Genomic DNA, 15394 nt, shown 5'->3' on the forward strand with positions numbered 1-15394 from the left:
GGGTCGTGGTTGCGGCCGGTGGTTGTGTGCGGGTTGTCTGCGCCTGCGGCGGGCGGGGAACCCCCAACAGCAACCACCACGCACCCGCACGGGGCGACGCGGGGTACCCCGGACGCTTCGGGGGGCACTTGCCGAGTGGGCGGGAAACGCCTGGTTGGCGTACGGTGACAGGCTGCCCCGTACGCCGGGGCGGCGCGCGCGGCGCGTGACGTACGGAAGTGGAAGAAGGGGGTCCTGCGTGGCAGCGGTCCGGGACACGGAGATCGCAGTCGAGCAGACGCATCTGGACCGGGTGTACGACCGGCTCGAGGAGAAGATCCACGAGGCGGAGTTCCTCATGGACGACGCCGTCAAGCGCGGCCAGGTCGGCACGCCGGGCGCGCTGGCGGAGCGCGACGCCCAGGTGTTCCGGGCGGGGCTGCACCTGAACCGGCTGAACGCGGAGTTCGAGGACTTCCTCTTCGGCCGGATCGACCTGCTGCTGGGCAAGGACGGCAAGAAGGGTCCGGACGGTGCGTACACCTCCGTGGAGCCCGCCGATGACGCGATCCGGCCCGACGGGACGGCGGAGGTCGCCGAGACCCTGCACATCGGCCGGCTGGGCGTGCTGGACGCGGACTACGCGCCGCTGGTGATCGACTGGCGGGCGCCCGCGGCGGCGCCGTTCTACCGGGCGACGCCGGTCGCGCCCGGCCGGGTCGTGCGGCGGCGCGTCATCCGCTCCAAGGGCCGCAAGGTGCTGGGCGTCGAGGACGACCTGCTGCGCCCGGAGCTGACGACGGGGCTGCCGGTGGTGGGGGACGGCGCGCTGATGGCCGCGCTGGGCCAGGCGCGCAGCCACACGATGCGGGACATCGTCTCCAGCATCCAGGCCGAGCAGGACGTGGTGATCAGGGCCCCCGCGGCCTCCGTCACGGAGGTGACCGGCGGGCCCGGCACGGGGAAGACGGCCGTGGCCCTGCACCGGGCGGCGTACCTGCTGTACCAGGACCGGCGCCGGTACGCGGGCGGGATCCTGGTGGTCAGCCCGACGCCGCTGCTGGTGGCGTACACCGAGGGCGTGCTGCCCTCGCTGGGCGAGGAGGGGCAGGTCGCGATCCGCGCCGTGGGCTCGCTCGTGGACGGTGCCGAGGCGACCACGTACGACGATCCGGCGGTCGCCCGGATCAAGGGCTCGCTGCGGATGCTGAGGGTGCTGCGCAAGGCGGCCCGGGGCGTGCTGGAGCACGGGTCCGGGCAGGGTCGCTGCCCGGACCGGCTGCGGGTGGTGGCGTTCGGGCGGCGGCTGGAGCTGGACGCCGAGGAGCTGTCCGGGATCCGGCACGCCGTGCTGAGCGGTACGGCGCCGGTGAACCTGCTGCGGCCCCGGGCCCGCCGTCTGCTGCTGGACGCGCTGTGGCGCAAGGCCGGGCGCCGTTTCGAGGACCCGGAGCTGGCCGCCGAGGAGCGGCAGGGCTTCGACGAGGACGTCTCCACCGAGCAGGAGTTCGTGGACTTCCTGGCCGCGTGGTGGCCGGTGCTGACCCCGCGCGGGGTGCTGGCGGCGCTCTCCGACGAGAAGCGGCTGGGGCGCTGGGCGCGGCGGGTCCTGACGCCGCCCGAGGTGCGCCGGGTGGCGCGCTCGCTGCGCCGGCTGGACCCCGCGGGCAACGGGGCGCTGTCCGTGCACGACGTCGCGATGCTGGACGAGCTGGAAGCGCTGCTGGGCCCGCCGCCGAAGGTGCGCACCCGGGAGGCGGACCCGCTGGACCAGCTGACCGGTCTGGAGGAGGTCACCACCTTCGCCGACCGGATGGCGGCCGGGCGGCGCAGCCGGCAGGACCGGCTGGACGCGGAGCGCACGGAGTACGCGCACGTGATCGTCGACGAGGCGCAGGACCTCACCCCGATGCAGTGGCGCATGGTGGGCCGCCGGGGCCGTGCCGCGACCTGGACGGTGGTCGGCGACCCCGCGCAGAGTTCGTGGACCGACCCGGACGAGGCGGCCCTGGCCCGTGACGAGGCCCTGGGGACGCGTCCGCGCCGCCGTTTCACCCTCACCGTGAACTACCGCAACCCGGCCGAGATCGCGGACCTGGCGGCGAAGGTGCTGGCGCTGGCCATGCCGGGCAGCGAGGCGCCGCGCGCGGTGCGTTCGACGGGGCTGGTGCCCCGGTTCGCGGTGACCGCCGACGGCGGCCCCGGCGAGGCGGTGCGCGCGGAGGCGGAGCGGCTGCTGGGCGAGGTCGAGGGCACGGTGGGCGTGGTCGTGGCCATGGGCCGCCGTGAGGAGGCCCGGGGCTGGCTGGCGGGGCTGGGCGAGCGCGTCGTGGCGCTGGGCAGCCTGGAGGCCAAGGGGCTGGAGTACGACGCGACGCTGGTCGTCTCGCCCGCGGAGATCGCGGACGAGTCGCCGGCGGGGCTGCGGGTGCTGTACGTGGCCCTGACCCGGGCCACGCAGCGGCTGACGGTGCTCTCCGGCTCCCGCGACCTGCCGGACGGCGCCGGCGTCCCGGACCTGCTGCGGGACTGAGCCGTCTCATGACGACGGCGGGGCGCCCCTCTGGGAGGGGCGCCCCGCCGGACGTATGTGACACCGACCCGCCATGCTCGCCTCGCGGCAAGTGGGCGCTCGAAGCGCCTATGGTTGGGCCCGGGGGCTTGGATCGAGCCGGTGCCTCACCCAGGCTAACAAACGATCCGAGATTGTCATTCCGTCCGTGTGCGCCGTTCCGGTGGCGGGTGGGGGAACATTAAGCACACAAGCTTCCGTTGACCCCCATCGCTACTCGACATTCTGTTGTAGGGCCCCCGGGTTTACGCGTACCCACCAGTAGGTGGCAGCATCGAGGGCGCACAACCAGCGACAGCGGAGGAACAGCGGCCATGGCAACGGCGCCGAGCGTCTCGTACTCAATCACGGTGCGGCTGGAGGTACCCGCGAGCGGATCCGCGGTCAGCCAGCTCACCACGGCCGTGGAAGCCTCCGGTGGCGCCGTCCACGGCCTCGACGTGACCGCTTCCGGCCACGAGAAGCTGCGGATCGACGTGACCATCGCGGCCACCTCGACGGCCCACGCGGACGAGATCGTCGCCAAGCTGGCGCAGATCGAGGGCGTCGCGATCGGCAAGGTCTCCGACCGCACGTTCCTGATGCACCTCGGCGGCAAGATCGAGATGGCGTCGAAGCACCCCATCCGCAACCGTGACGACCTCTCCATGGTCTACACCCCCGGTGTGGCCCGGGTCTGCATGGCGATCGCCAAGAACCCCGAGGACGCCCGCCGGCTGACCATCAAGCGCAACAGCGTCGCGGTGGTCACCGACGGCTCGGCCGTGCTGGGCCTCGGCAACATCGGGCCCAAGGCCGCGCTGCCGGTCATGGAGGGCAAGGCGGCCCTGTTCAAGCGCTTCGCGGGCATCGACGCCTGGCCGATCTGCCTGGACACCCAGGACACCGACGCGATCGTGGAGATCGTCAAGGCGATCGCCCCCGGCTTCGCCGGCATCAACCTGGAGGACATCTCGGCGCCCCGCTGCTTCGAGATCGAGGCCCGGCTGCGCGAGGCCCTGGACATCCCGGTCTTCCACGACGACCAGCACGGCACCGCCATCGTGGTGCTCGCGGCGCTGACCAACGCGCTGCGCGTGGTCGGCAAGCAGATCGGCGACGTACGGGTCGTCATGTCGGGTGCGGGTGCCGCCGGCACGGCCATCCTCAAGCTGCTGCTCGCGGCGGGCGTCAAGCACGCCGTCGTGGCGGACATCCACGGCGTCGTGCACAGCGGCCGGCAGGACCTGGTCGACGCGGGCCCCGGGACGGCGCTGCGCTGGATCGCCGACAACACCAACCCGGAGGAGATCACCGGGACCCTGAAGGAGGCCGTGCGCGGCGCGGACGTCTTCATCGGTGTCTCCGCCCCCAACGTCCTGGACGGCGAGGACGTCGCGGCCATGGCCGACGGCGCCATCGTCTTCGCCCTGGCCAACCCCGACCCCGAGGTGGACCCGGCGGTCGCCCGGGAGACCGCCGCAGTGGTCGCCACGGGCCGCAGCGACTTCCCGAACCAGATCAACAACGTGCTGGTCTTCCCGGGCGTCTTCCGCGGCCTGCTGGACGCCCAGAGCCGCACGGTGAACACCGAGATGATGCTCGCGGCGGCGACCGCCCTCGCGGACGTCGTCAGCGAGGACGAGCTCAACCCGAACTACATCATCCCGAGCGTCTTCAACGACAAGGTCGCGGGCGCCGTCGCCGGTGCCGTCCGTGAGGCCGCCAAGTCGCAGGGCCTCACCGCGACACCGTAACGACGGAGCGTCATCGAGCCGCACACGTCCCGCTTTTTGTGTGACTCTCCCGGGTGCCGGATTGGCGTTTCCCCCAGAAATAGGGGCAGGATGCGTACCTGGGCGGTGAGGGCCGCACCGCAGAAGCGCGATGAGCGTCTTCACAATGCGTCTTCCCCGACGGTCGACGTTGGGGGTTTCCATGCAAGGAGTACTTAGATGAACCGCAGTGAGCTGGTGGCCGCGCTGTCCGAGCGCGCCGAGGTGACCCGCAAGGACGCCGACGCCGTTCTGGCCGCGTTCGCCGAGGTCGTCGGCGAGATCGTCGCCAAGGGCGACGAGAAGGTCACCATCCCCGGCTTCCTCACCTTCGAGCGCAGCCACCGCGCCGCGCGCACCGCGCGCAACCCGCAGACCGGTGACCCGATCCAGATCCCGGCCGGCTACAGCGTGAAGGTCTCCGCGGGCTCGAAGCTCAAGGAAGCCGCCAAGGGCAAGTAGTTCCGCGCCTACCGCGACAACCGAAAGGGCGGCCTCCCCGTGGGGAGGCCGCCCTTCGTGTGTTCCGGGTGGTGGGTGCCGGGTCAGTCCGCGGCGGGCAGCTCGACCTTCGCGCCGAGCTTCTCCAGCTTGCCCATGAAGTTCTCGTAGCCGCGGTTGATCAGGTCGATGCCGTGCACCCGGGAGGTGCCCTGCGCCGCCAGGGCCGCGATGAGGTACGAGAAGCCGCCGCGCAGGTCGGGGATGACCAGGTCGGCGCCCTGCAGCCTGGTGGGGCCGCTGACGACCGCGGAGTGCAGGAAGTTGCGCTGGCCGAAGCGGCAGGGGGTGCCGCCCAGGCACTCGCGGTAGAGCTGGATGTGGGCGCCCATCTGGTTGAGCGCCGAGGTGAAGCCCAGCCGGGACTCGTACACCGTCTCGTGGACGATGGACAGGCCCGAGGCCTGCGTGAGGGCCACGACCAAGGGCTGCTGCCAGTCGGTCTGGAAGCCGGGGTGGACGTCGGTCTCCAGGGCGATGGCGTTCAGCGGGCCGCCGGGGTGCCAGAAGCGGATGCCGTGGTCGTCGACCTCGAAGGCCCCGCCCACCTTGCGGAAGACGTTGAGGAAGGTCATCATCTCGCGCTGGCTGGCGCCGCGGACGTAGACGTTGCCCTCGGTGGCCAGGGCCGCGCAGGCCCAGGAGGCGGCCTCCAGGCGGTCCGGGAGGGCGCGGTGGTTGTAGCCGCCGAGCTTGTCCACGCCGGTGATGTGGATGGTGCGGTTGGTGCCCATCGTGATGATGGCGCCCATCTTCTGCAGGACGCAGATGAGGTCCTCGATCTCCGGCTCGATCGCGGCGTTGCTCAGCTCGGTGACGCCCTCGGCCAGGACGGCCGTCAGCAGCACCTGCTCGGTCGCGCCGACCGACGGGTACGGGAGCTCGATCTTGCAGCCGCGCAGCCGCTGCGGGGCCTCCAGGTACTGGCCCTCGGGGCGCTTCTCGATGACCGCGCCGAACTTGCGCAGCACGTCGAAGTGGAAGTCGATCGGCCGGCCGCCGATGTCGCAGCCGCCCAGGCCCGGGATGAAGGCGTGGCCGAGGCGGTGCAGCAGGGGGCCGCAGAACAGGATCGGGATCCGCGAGGAGCCCGCGTGGGCGTCGATGTCGGCGACGTTCGCGCTCTCCACCTTGGACGGGTCGAGCACCAGTTCCCCGGGCTCCTCACCGGCCTGCACCGTCACCCCGTGCAGCTGGAGCAGGCCCCGCACCACGCGCACGTCGCGGATGTCGGGCACGTTGCGCAGCCGGCTGGGTTCGCTGCCCAGCAGCGCGGCCACCATCGCCTTGGGCACGAGGTTCTTCGCGCCGCGGACATGGATCTCCCCCTCGAGGGGGGTGCCGCCGTGGACGAGCAGTACGTCGTTAAGGCCGGTCATTGCTCTCGCGTTCCTGGAGACGGGCAGAAAGGAAGCTAGGTCCCCGCAGGCACCAAGGGGAAATGGTAATCGGCCTTCCGGCGCCGGGGAGAGGGCTGTGAGGTCCCACTCATGTAATGGCTTCGCTACAGCACCCTGTGCGGTCGCGTGCCTCCGGAGGGTCGTCGGCGCCGCGCCCCGTGCGCCGGGCCCGGTCCGGAAAGGGGGCCGTTGCCACCCCGCGCGGCGGCGGAATGCGGGATCATGTTGACCATGACCGAAGTGTCATCGCTCACCGGCAGACTGCTCGTCGCGACGCCCGCGCTCGCGGACCCGAACTTCGACCGGGCGGTGGTGCTCCTCCTCGACCACGACGAGGAGGGGTCCCTCGGTGTGGTCCTCAACCGCCCCACGCCCGTCGGGGTCGGCGACGTCCTGGAGACCTGGGCCGGTCTGGCGGGCGCGCCCCCGGTCGTCTTCCAGGGAGGGCCGGTCTCGCTGGACTCCGCGCTGGGCCTGGCCGTGGTGCCCGGTGAGCCGCGGGACGGCGAGGACGGGGAGCCGCTCGGCTGGCGCCGGGTGTACGGCGCGATCGGCCTGGTCGACCTGGAGGCGCCGCCGGAGCTCCTCGCGGCGGAGCTGGGCTCCCTGCGCATCTTCGCCGGGTACGCCGGATGGGGGCCGGGACAGCTGGAGGACGAGCTCGTCGAGGGTGCCTGGTACGTGGTGGAGTCCGAACCGGGGGACGTCTTCTCCCCGGACCCCGAGCAGCTGTGGCGCTCCGTGCTGCGCAGGCAGCGCAGCGAACTCGCGATGGTCGCGACGTATCCGGACGATCCGTCTCTGAATTAGGCTTGCGTGCCATGAGCACTCTCGAGCCCGAGCGCGGGGCGGGCACCGGCACCCTCGTTGAACCGACCCCGCAGGTGTCGAACGGCGATGGCGACCACGAGCGCTTCGCGCACTACGTTCAGAAGGACAAGATCATGGAGAGCGCGCTCTCCGGATCGCCGGTGGTCGCGCTCTGCGGCAAGGTCTGGGTGCCCGGCCGGGACCCCAAGAAGTACCCGGTCTGCCCGATGTGCAAGGAGATCTTCGAATCCATGCCCACCGGTGGCGGGGACAAGGACAAGGACAAGAGCGGCAAGTAGCGGCCGCCACGGCACCCGGCAGGTACGGCCGCGGCACGGCGGCCGTACTTCGCGCGTTCGGGGGGACATGGCGCAGGACGACGCCGTCACGGCGGACCGGGTCTTCGGGCTGTGCGAGCGGGGGCGCTTCGAGATGGCGCACTCGCTCGTCGACGACGCCTTCGTCGCCCGCAACGGCAGCTTCGGTTACCTCGTACGGGCCAGGGTCTTCGCGTACGAGCGGCGGGCCGACCGGGCCCGGGAGGCCGTCGACTGGGCGCTGGCGCACGCGGAGCGCGGCGACCCCGACCCGCCGCTGCTGGCCGGGCTCGTCCTGCTGATGCTCGGCGACGCGCACGCCGCCCTCGGGCTCGGGAGGCGGGTCGTCGCCGCCGACCCCCGCGAATGGCGTGCCCAGGTGCTGGTCGCCGACTCCTGCCGGATGCTCTCCCGTGGCCCCGAGGCGGTCGCCGCCGCCCGGCGGGCGGTCCTGATCGCGCCCCGCGAGGCCGAGGCGCAGGTCGCGCTCGCACGGGCGCTGGACCTCTCCGTCCGCCTCGCCGCCCAGGCCGAACGCCGCACCGTCGTGGCCCGGGCACTGGAGCTCGGTGCCGCGCCCGCGGACGTGGCGGGGCGGCGCCGGTGGCCGCGGCTCGTGCCCGTGCTGCTGGTGGCCGCGCTGGTGCTGTTCGCCGACCCGGAGGTGCTGGCCGGCGGGGTGGGCGTGCTGGCGGCGCTGGCGGGCGCGCTGTGGCTGCTGCAGGCCCGTCGTTCCGGCAGCACCGGCCTGGGGCGGCTGCAGACCGTACGCGCTCTGGCCCGCGCCGAGTTGAACGGGGACCCGGCCCGCGCCCGGGCCGCGGCCCTGGCTGTGGCAGCGCACCTGGCCGTGCTGCCGATCGCCGCCACCGGCCTGGCGGCGGCCTCCGCCGCCGACGGCACCCCCTGGCCGCTTCCGGCCGTCCTGGGCGTCGCGGCGGGCGCCGTCGTGGTGCTGCTGGGCGCCGCCCGCGCGGTGCGCTGGTGGTACGGCGACACCTTCCTGCAGCGCGACGTGCTGCCCAACCGGCACGTCGTCCTCCAGCTGACCGCCGTCGTCGCCCTCATCGGCACCGTCGTGGCCCTCTCCGTGGCGCAGGCGACCTCCACGGCGCTGTGGTCCGCGGTGACCGTGAGCCACCTCCTGTGGTGCGTCGTCGGCGTGCTGATCCCCGTCCTCGCCCTGAACCGGGACCGCCGGGCCGGCCGCTGACGCCCCCCGCGTCCGGCCGGCGCGGGCGGGAAATCGGCGATTGGTCTATTCCAGTTGCCGCGGGCGCGGCAGGATGGGCGCCATGGACCTCATCCCGGCGCCCGTCGAGGCGCACCGGCACGCCGACGGCGGGCACGTCGACCTGGGACCCGGCAGCACCTTGGACGCCGGCCCCGGCACGGAAGGGACCGCGCACTGGCTGCGCGCCACGGTCGGCGCCGCCACCGGGCTCCCGCTGCCGCCGCCGCCCGCGGGCACGCCCGGCACGATCACGCTCCGCCTCGACCCCGACGTGACCGGGCGCCTCGGCGCGGAGGGCCACCGCCTGACGGTGTCCGCCGAGGACGGCGTCCGCATCGCCGGCGGGGGAGCGGCGGGGGTGTTCTGGGGCGCCCAGACCGTACGGCAGTTGCTCGGGGCCGACGCCTTCCGGCGTGCGCCGCTGCCGGGGCGCGACTGGCGCCTGCCGCACTGCACGGTCGAGGACGCCCCGCGCTTCGCGTGGCGCGGCGTACTGCTGGACGTGGCACGGCACTTCATGCCCAAGGACGTCGTCCTGCGCTACGTCGACCTGCTGGCCGCGCACAAGCTGAACGTGCTGCACCTGCACCTGACCGACGACCAGGGCTGGCGGGTGGAGATCCGCCGCCACCCGCGCCTGACCGAGGTCGGTGCCTGGCGCAGCCGGACCAAGGTGGGGCTGCGGGAGTCCCCGTTGTGGGACGAACGCCCGCACGGCGGTTACTACACGCAGGACGACCTCCGCGAGATCGTGGCGTACGCGGCGGAGCGGCACGTGACGGTCGTGCCGGAGATCGACGTCCCCGGCCACTCGCAGGCCGCCATCGCCGCCTACCCGGAACTCGGCAACACCGACGTCGTGGACACCGGCGCCCTGCCGGTGCTCACCAGTTGGGGCATCAACCCGAACGTGCTGGCGCCCACCGAGGCCACCGTGCGCTTCTACGAGGACGTGCTGAGCGAGCTCCTGGAGGTCTTCCCCTCGGAGTTCGTCCACATCGGCGGCGACGAGTGCCCCAAGGACCAGTGGCGCGCCTCCGCCACCGTCCAGGCCCGCATCAAGGAGTTGGGGCTGCGCGACGAGGACGAGTTGCAGAGTTGGTTCGTCCGGCACTTCGACTCCTGGCTGAGTGCGCGCGGCCGCCGGCTGATCGGCTGGGACGAGATCTTGGAGGGCGGACTGGCCGAGGGTGCCGCCGTCTCCTCCTGGCGCGGCTACGCGGGCGGGATCGCGGCGGCCCGGGCCGGTCACGACGTCGTGATGTGCCCGGAGAGCCAGGTCTACCTGGACTGGCGGCAGTCGGACGGCGAGGACGAGCCGGTGCCGATCGCGCACGTCCGCACCCTGGAGGACGTCTACCGCTTCGAGCCCGTCCCGGACGGCCTCACCGCCGAGGAGGCCGCCCACGTCATCGGCGCGCAGGCCAACATCTGGACGGAGACGATGGATTCGGTCCGCGCGGTGGACTACATGGCCTTCCCGCGGCTCGCCGCCTTCGCCGAGACGGTCTGGAGCCGGCTGCCCGGGCCCGCCGCCCGCGACCACGAGGGCTTCGCCGCGCGAATGACCACCCACTACGGGCGACTTGACGCACTGGGGGTCGAATACCGTCCGCCGGGCGGTCCGCTGCCGTGGCAGCGGCGTCCGGGCGTCATCGGACGCCCGATCGAGGGGCCGCCCCCGATCGTGTGAGGCCTGCCACAACCCGGGGCCGGTCGACGCCGGAAATGGCAAGGTGGTCTGGCCAATCACGGCAAGGCGCGTGAAGGAGGCCATTCCCGTCGCAACCTGGAGAAAAGCGCAAACCGGACGGGGTGCCATCCGGAAGGCGGGTTCTCCTTTGCGACCCTCGCGTTGATCACCCCGGAAGATGTGCCAGAGTTGCCACGTCCGGGCTGTCAGCACGTACCGTACGGCTACCGCACCGCGGACAGCCGGGGAAGGGGCAGCTGCGTGAGCACGTACGCACGGCAGGCAGCGCGCAATGTGGCGTTGCCGACCTCGCTCGACGAGGCCGTGGCGGCCTTGGCCGCCACGCCCACAGCCGTGCCCGTCGCCGGAGGCACCGACCTCATGGCGGCCGTGAACTCCGGGCTCCTGCGCCCCGCGGGACTGGTCGGGCTCGGGCGGATCAGCGAGATCCGCGGCTGGCAGTACGCGGACGGCGCGGCGCTGCTCGGCGCCGGCCTCACCCACGCCCGCATGGGCCGCCCGGACTTCGCCGCGCTCATCCCCGCCCTGGCCGCCGCCGCCCGAGCCGCCGGACCCCCGCAGATCCGCAACGCGGGCACGCTCGGCGGCAACATCGCCGGCGCCGCCCCCACCGGCGACTCGCTGCCCGTGCTGGCCGCCCTGGAGGCGTCCGTCCTCGTCGCCGGCCCGGACGGCAACCGTGAGCTGCCGGTCAGCCATCTGCTCACCGCCATGGACCCGCTGCGGCCGGGCGAGGTCCTCGCGTACGTCCGGGTCCCGCTGCTGCACGCGCCGCAGACGTTCCTCAAGGCCACCGGCCGCACCGGACCCGGCCGCGCGATCGCGTCCGTCGCCGTCGTCCTCGACCCCGCCCGCCGGGGCGTACGCTGCGCGGTGGGAGCTGTCGCACCGGTGCCGCTGCGGCCGCTCGAGGCCGAACGCTGGGTCGCCGGGCTGATCGACTGGGACGGCGAGCGGACGCTGGCGCCGGAGGCCCTCACGGCCTTCGGCGAGTACGTCGCCGCCGCCTGCATCCCCGACCCCCTGCCGGCCCCGGACGGCACCACGGCCCCCGAACTGCCCCCCGCGGCCGTCCAGCTGCGGCGTACGGTGGCCGCACTGGCCCGCCGCGCGCTGGGGAGGGCACTGGCATGAGTGACGACGTGTACGACGACAGGACACCGGACGGGCGCATGACCGACCAGCCGCAGGCGGGGTCCCCCCAGCCGCACGGCGGGGGATTCACCCCTGGGCACGGGGTGTGGGAGCCCCTGCCCCACGGCGAGTACGACGCCGACCAGACCATGCAGGTGTCCTTCGCGGCGCAGCTGTCCATGACCGAGCCCGGAGCCGACCCGCTCGCCGCCCCGGGCCACGGCTACGCGCCCGAGCCGACCGGCATGCCGATAACGGTCGCCCCCGCGGAGGCGCCCGGAGGCCCGGCCGCCGGTGAGGACGCGGCCACCACGTGGGCGATCCCCGTCGTGCGCGAGGACGCCACCGCCGACGACTCCGGCGAGTACTCGGTGGGCGCCTTCGTGCCCACCCCCGACCCGTCGCGCCCCTGGACCGCCCCCGCCGCCCCGCACGCGCCCCCGCTGCCGCGCCCCGGCGTCGCAGCGGACGGCGGCTGGGCGCTCCCCGCGGACGCCACCGGCCAGTGGACGCTGCCCCTCACCCCGGACGGCGCCGCCGGGGAGTCCGGTGAGTACGGCTTCCCGCCCGTGTCCGCCCCCGCGCCGGACGGCGCCGCCGAGGAGTTCCGGTCCGAGCCGGTCCCCGGCGAGGACGCCGCGCACCCGCAGGAGCCCGCGGCGGACCTCGGCGCGGACCTCACCGCCGAAGAGTCCCCGGCCGCGGAGGAGGCGGCCGAGGAGCCCGGCGACGGGCCCGGCGCGGACGCGCACAGCGAGCACCCGGTGGACTCCTACGTCCTCAACGTCAACGGCACCGACCGGCCCGTCACCGACGCCTGGCTCGGCGAGTCCCTGCTGTACGTGCTGCGCGAGCGCCTCGGCCTCGCCGGCGCCAAGGACGGCTGCGAGCAGGGCGAGTGCGGCGCGTGCTCGGTCAAGGTCGACGGCCGTCTCGTCGCCTCCTGCCTCGTGCCCGCCGCGACCGCCGCGGGCAGCGACATCCGCACCGTCGAGGGGCTGTCCGCCGACGGCGGGCCCTCGGACGTCCAGCGCGCGCTGGCCGTGTGCGGGGCCGTGCAGTGCGGTTTCTGCATCCCCGGCATGGCGATGACCGTGCACGACCTGCTCGAGGGCAACCACAGCCCGACCGAGCTGGAGACCAGGCAGGCCATCAGCGGCAACCTCTGCCGCTGCTCCGGGTACCAGGGCGTCCTGGAGGCCGTGCGCCAGGTCGTGGCCGAGCGCGAGGAGACCGCGGAGGGCGCCGCGGACGACACCGCCGGCGACCCGGCCGACGGCATCCGCGTCCCGCACCCGCGCCCCTCCTCCGGAGGCCCGGCGTGAGCACCCCGGACCTCCTGACCCGGCACCACCTCCCCCCTCGCGGCAGCGAAAGGTACGCGCGATGACGGGCCCCGACGCCGCGACGGCCACCCCGGCCGTGGGCACCCCCGCGACGGTCGCGACGGGCGCCGCCGAGCAGCAGTCCACACCGACGGGCATCGGCGCGTCCCTGCCCGCCACCGACGGGATGGCCAAGGCCCAGGGGACGTACCCCTACGCCGCCGACCTGTGGGCCGAGGGCCTGCTGTGGGCGGCCGTGCTGCGCTCCCCGCACCCGCACGCCCGCATCCTGTCCATCGACACCTCCGAGGCCGTCGCGCTGCCCGGAGTGCGGGCCGTGGTGACCCACGAGGACGTGCCCGGCGACGCGATGCACGGCCGGCGGGTCGCCGACCGTCCGGTCTTCGCCAAGGACACCGTCCGGCACCACGGCGAGGCCATCGCCGCCGTGGCCGCCGACCACCCCGACACCGCCCGGCTGGCCGCCGCCGCCATCCAGGTCGAGTACGAGGTCCTGGAGCCCGTCATCGACCCCGAGCGGGCCTTCTCGGCGCCCCCGCTGCACCCCGACGGCAACCTGATCCGGCACATCCCGCTGCAGTTCGGCGACCCGGACGCGGTCGGCGAGGTCGTCGTCGAGGGCTTGTACCGGGTCGGCCGCCAGGACCCGGCCCCGGTCGGCGCCGAGGCCGGACTCGCCGTGCCCCGCCCCGACGGCGGCGTCGAACTGTACGTCGCCTCCACCGACCCGCACAGCGACCGCGACCTGGCCGCCGCCTGCTTCGGCCTGGAGCAGGACCGCGTCAAGGTCGTCGTCACCGGCGTGCCCGGTGCGATGGGCGACCGCGAGGACTCCGGCGTGCAGATCCCGCTGGGTCTGCTGGCGCTGAAGACCGGCTGCCCGGTGAAGTTCGTGGCCACCCGCGAGGAGTCCTTCCTCAGCCACAGCCACCGCCACCCCACGCTGCTGCGTTACCGCCACCACGCGGACGCCGAGGGACGGCTGGTCAAGGTCGAGGCCCAGGTGCTGCTGGACGCTGGCGCGTACGCCGACACCTCCGCCGACGCCCTGGCCGCGGCCGTCGCCTTCGCCGCCGGCCCCTACGTCGTGCCGCACGTCTTCGTCGAGGGCTGGGCGGTGCGCACCAACAACCCGCCGTCGGGCCACGTCCGGGGCGAGGGCGCGATGCAGGTCTGCGCGGCCTACGAGGGCCAGATGGACAAGCTCGCCGCCAAACTCGGCCTGGACCCGGCCGAGATCCGCATGCGCAACGTCATGGCCACCGGCGACCTGCTGCCCACCGGCCAGACGGTCACCTGCCCGGCGCCCGTCGGCGAACTGCTCAAGGCCGTGCGCGACACCGACCTGCCGCCGCTGCCCATGGACGACGACGAGTCCGAATGGCTGCTCCCCGGCGGCCTGGAGGGCGCCGGCGAGCCGGGCGCGGTGCGCCGCGGCGTGGGCTACGCGCTCGGCATGGTCCACATGCTCGGCGCCGAGGGCACCGACGAGGTCTCCACCGCCACCGTGCGGGTCCACGACGGCGCCGCCACCGTCATCTGCGCCGCGGTCGACACCGGCCAGGGCTTCGCCACCCTCGCCCGGCAGATCGTGCAGGAGGTGCTCGGCGTCGAGGACGTCCGCGTCCTGCCGTCCGACACCGACCAGCCCCCGGCCGGCGCCGCCGCGCGCGGCCGCCACACCTGGGTCTCCGGCGGCGCCGTCGAACGCGCCGCCAAGATGGTGCGCACCCAGCTGCTGCAGCCGCTCGCCGGGAAGTTCGGCATGTCGCCGGAACTGCTCTCCATCGCCGACGGCAAGATCACCTCGTACGACGGGGTGCTCTCCACCACCGTCGAGGAGGAGCTGGCCGGCAAGGAGCTGTGGGCCACCGCCCAGTGCCGCCCGCACCCCACCGAGGGGCTCGATGACACCGGCCAGGGCGACGCCTTCGTGGGCCTCGCCTTCTGCGCCGTGCGAGCCGTGGTCGACGTCGACATCGAACTCGGCGCGATCCGGGTCGTGGAGATGGCCGTCGCCCAGGACGTCGGCCGGATCCTCAACCCCGCGCAGCTGTTGGCCCGCATCGAGGCCGGGGTCACCCAGGGCGTCGGCATGGCCCTCATGGAGGACCTCCGCGCGCCGCGCGGCGTCATCAAGCGGCCCAGCCTGACCGGCTATTCGCTGCCCACGGCGCTCGACGCGCCCGCGATCCGCGTGGTGCGGCTCGTCGAGGAACGCGACGTGCTCGCCCCCTTCGGCGCCAAGGCCGCCAGCGCGGTCCCCGTCGTCGTCTCCCCGGCCGCCGTCGCCTCCGCCGTCCGCGCGGCCACCGGCCGCCCGGTCAGCCGCCTGCCCATCCGCCCCCAGCACGCGGTGGCCCGCCCCCAGGGCTGACGCCCCGCCACACACCCCGAAGGGCCCGGTCCATGCGGACCGGGCCCTTCCTGTGGAGGCCGGACACTCCTGGCGGTTCAGCTCGGCCCTTCTGCCACGACCGGCTGTGTGCCAGGGTTGCGAGGGGGTGACCGGGACCCGTCTTGCGTTTCCAGGAACATGCGGCGGCACTGGGCGAAGGGGCATGTACGGCCGATCATGAGTTCAACGTCATGGGCTGCACGGCGAGTGCGAGTCGGGAGGAGACTCCTGCGAT

At 73.8% G+C, this 15394-nt stretch carries 11 protein-coding genes; 10 read left to right on the top strand and 1 reads right to left on the bottom strand.

Translation table 11 applies throughout. From position 1 onward, the window contains the following. The first annotated feature begins 238 nt into the window (after nt 1-238). From OG937_26955 to OG937_26965, 3 genes are all read left to right on the top strand, one after another. The gene (locus OG937_26955; GenBank protein ID WUD75073.1) at nt 239-2512 is read left to right on the top strand and encodes an AAA family ATPase; all 2274 of its coding nucleotides are present in this window, start codon (nt 239-241) and stop codon (nt 2510-2512) included. A gap of 353 nt (nt 2513-2865) precedes the next feature. Beyond that, nucleotides 2866-4287, top strand: a complete 1422-nt coding sequence (locus OG937_26960; GenBank protein WUD75074.1) for an NAD-dependent malic enzyme — start codon at nt 2866-2868, stop codon at nt 4285-4287. Between the two features lie 198 nt (nt 4288-4485). After that, a complete protein-coding gene (locus OG937_26965; GenBank protein ID WUD75075.1) occupies nt 4486-4767 on the top strand; it encodes an HU family DNA-binding protein in 282 nt (93 codons plus the stop codon). An 83-nt stretch (nt 4768-4850) separates the two neighbouring features. On the opposite strand, the gene murA is transcribed toward OG937_26965, so the two are convergent. Further along, nucleotides 4851-6185, bottom strand: coding sequence for a UDP-N-acetylglucosamine 1-carboxyvinyltransferase (gene murA, locus OG937_26970; GenBank protein WUD75076.1), 1335 nt, complete (start codon nt 6183-6185; stop codon nt 4851-4853). Nucleotides 6186-6437: 252 nt separating this feature from the next. Between murA and OG937_26975 the strand changes: the two genes are divergently transcribed. The 7 genes from OG937_26975 (at nt 6438) to OG937_27005 (ending at nt 15138) form a co-directional block, all read left to right on the top strand. Next, a complete protein-coding gene (locus OG937_26975; protein WUD75077.1) occupies nt 6438-7016 on the top strand; it encodes a YqgE/AlgH family protein in 579 nt (192 codons plus the stop codon). 11 nt (nt 7017-7027) lie between these two features. Then, nucleotides 7028-7315, top strand: coding sequence for a DUF3039 domain-containing protein (locus tag OG937_26980; GenBank protein WUD75078.1), 288 nt, complete (start codon nt 7028-7030; stop codon nt 7313-7315). A 67-nt stretch (nt 7316-7382) separates the two neighbouring features. Next, nucleotides 7383-8546 carry a hypothetical protein gene (locus OG937_26985; protein ID WUD75079.1) on the top strand — a complete coding sequence of 388 codons (1164 nt, stop codon included), beginning with the start codon at nt 7383-7385 and terminating at the stop codon, nt 8544-8546. An 82-nt stretch (nt 8547-8628) separates the two neighbouring features. Further along, a complete protein-coding gene (locus OG937_26990) occupies nt 8629-10260 on the top strand; it encodes a beta-N-acetylhexosaminidase (GenBank protein WUD75080.1) in 1632 nt (543 codons plus the stop codon). Nucleotides 10261-10521: 261 nt separating this feature from the next. Next, nucleotides 10522-11415, top strand: a complete 894-nt coding sequence (locus tag OG937_26995; protein ID WUD75081.1) for an FAD binding domain-containing protein — start codon at nt 10522-10524, stop codon at nt 11413-11415. Beyond that, nucleotides 11412-12740: a 2Fe-2S iron-sulfur cluster-binding protein gene (locus OG937_27000; protein ID WUD75082.1), complete on the top strand. Its 1329-nt coding sequence runs from the start codon at nt 11412-11414 to the stop codon at nt 12738-12740. Before OG937_26995 ends, OG937_27000 begins: the two co-directional genes overlap by 4 nt. A gap of 61 nt (nt 12741-12801) precedes the next feature. After that, complete coding sequence (locus OG937_27005; protein ID WUD75083.1) at nt 12802-15138, top strand: molybdopterin-dependent oxidoreductase; 2337 nt, start codon at nt 12802-12804, stop codon at nt 15136-15138. The last annotated feature ends 256 nt before the right edge of the window (nt 15139-15394 follow it).

Origin of the sequence: Streptomyces sp. NBC_00510 (genome assembly GCA_036013505.1) — a bacterium.
Classification (GTDB): Bacteria; Actinomycetota; Actinomycetes; order Streptomycetales; family Streptomycetaceae; genus Actinacidiphila.

Excerpts from the sequence above, each read along its gene's own strand:
- OG937_26960 (WUD75074.1), top strand. The coding sequence starts at position 2,866 with ATGGCAACGGCGCCGAGCGTCTCGTACTCAATCACGGTGCGGCTGGAG.
- OG937_26965 (WUD75075.1), top strand. The coding sequence starts at position 4,486 with ATGAACCGCAGTGAGCTGGTGGCCGCGCTGTCCGAGCGCGCCGAGGTG.
- murA (WUD75076.1), bottom strand. The coding sequence starts at position 6,185 with ATGACCGGCCTTAACGACGTACTGCTCGTCCACGGCGGCACCCCCCTC.
- OG937_26975 (WUD75077.1), top strand. The coding sequence starts at position 6,438 with ATGACCGAAGTGTCATCGCTCACCGGCAGACTGCTCGTCGCGACGCCC.
- OG937_26980 (WUD75078.1), top strand. The coding sequence starts at position 7,028 with ATGAGCACTCTCGAGCCCGAGCGCGGGGCGGGCACCGGCACCCTCGTT.
- OG937_26985 (WUD75079.1), top strand. The coding sequence starts at position 7,383 with ATGGCGCAGGACGACGCCGTCACGGCGGACCGGGTCTTCGGGCTGTGC.
- OG937_26990 (WUD75080.1), top strand. The coding sequence starts at position 8,629 with ATGGACCTCATCCCGGCGCCCGTCGAGGCGCACCGGCACGCCGACGGC.
- OG937_27000 (WUD75082.1), top strand. The coding sequence starts at position 11,412 with ATGAGTGACGACGTGTACGACGACAGGACACCGGACGGGCGCATGACC.
- OG937_27005 (WUD75083.1), top strand. The coding sequence starts at position 12,802 with ATGACGGGCCCCGACGCCGCGACGGCCACCCCGGCCGTGGGCACCCCC.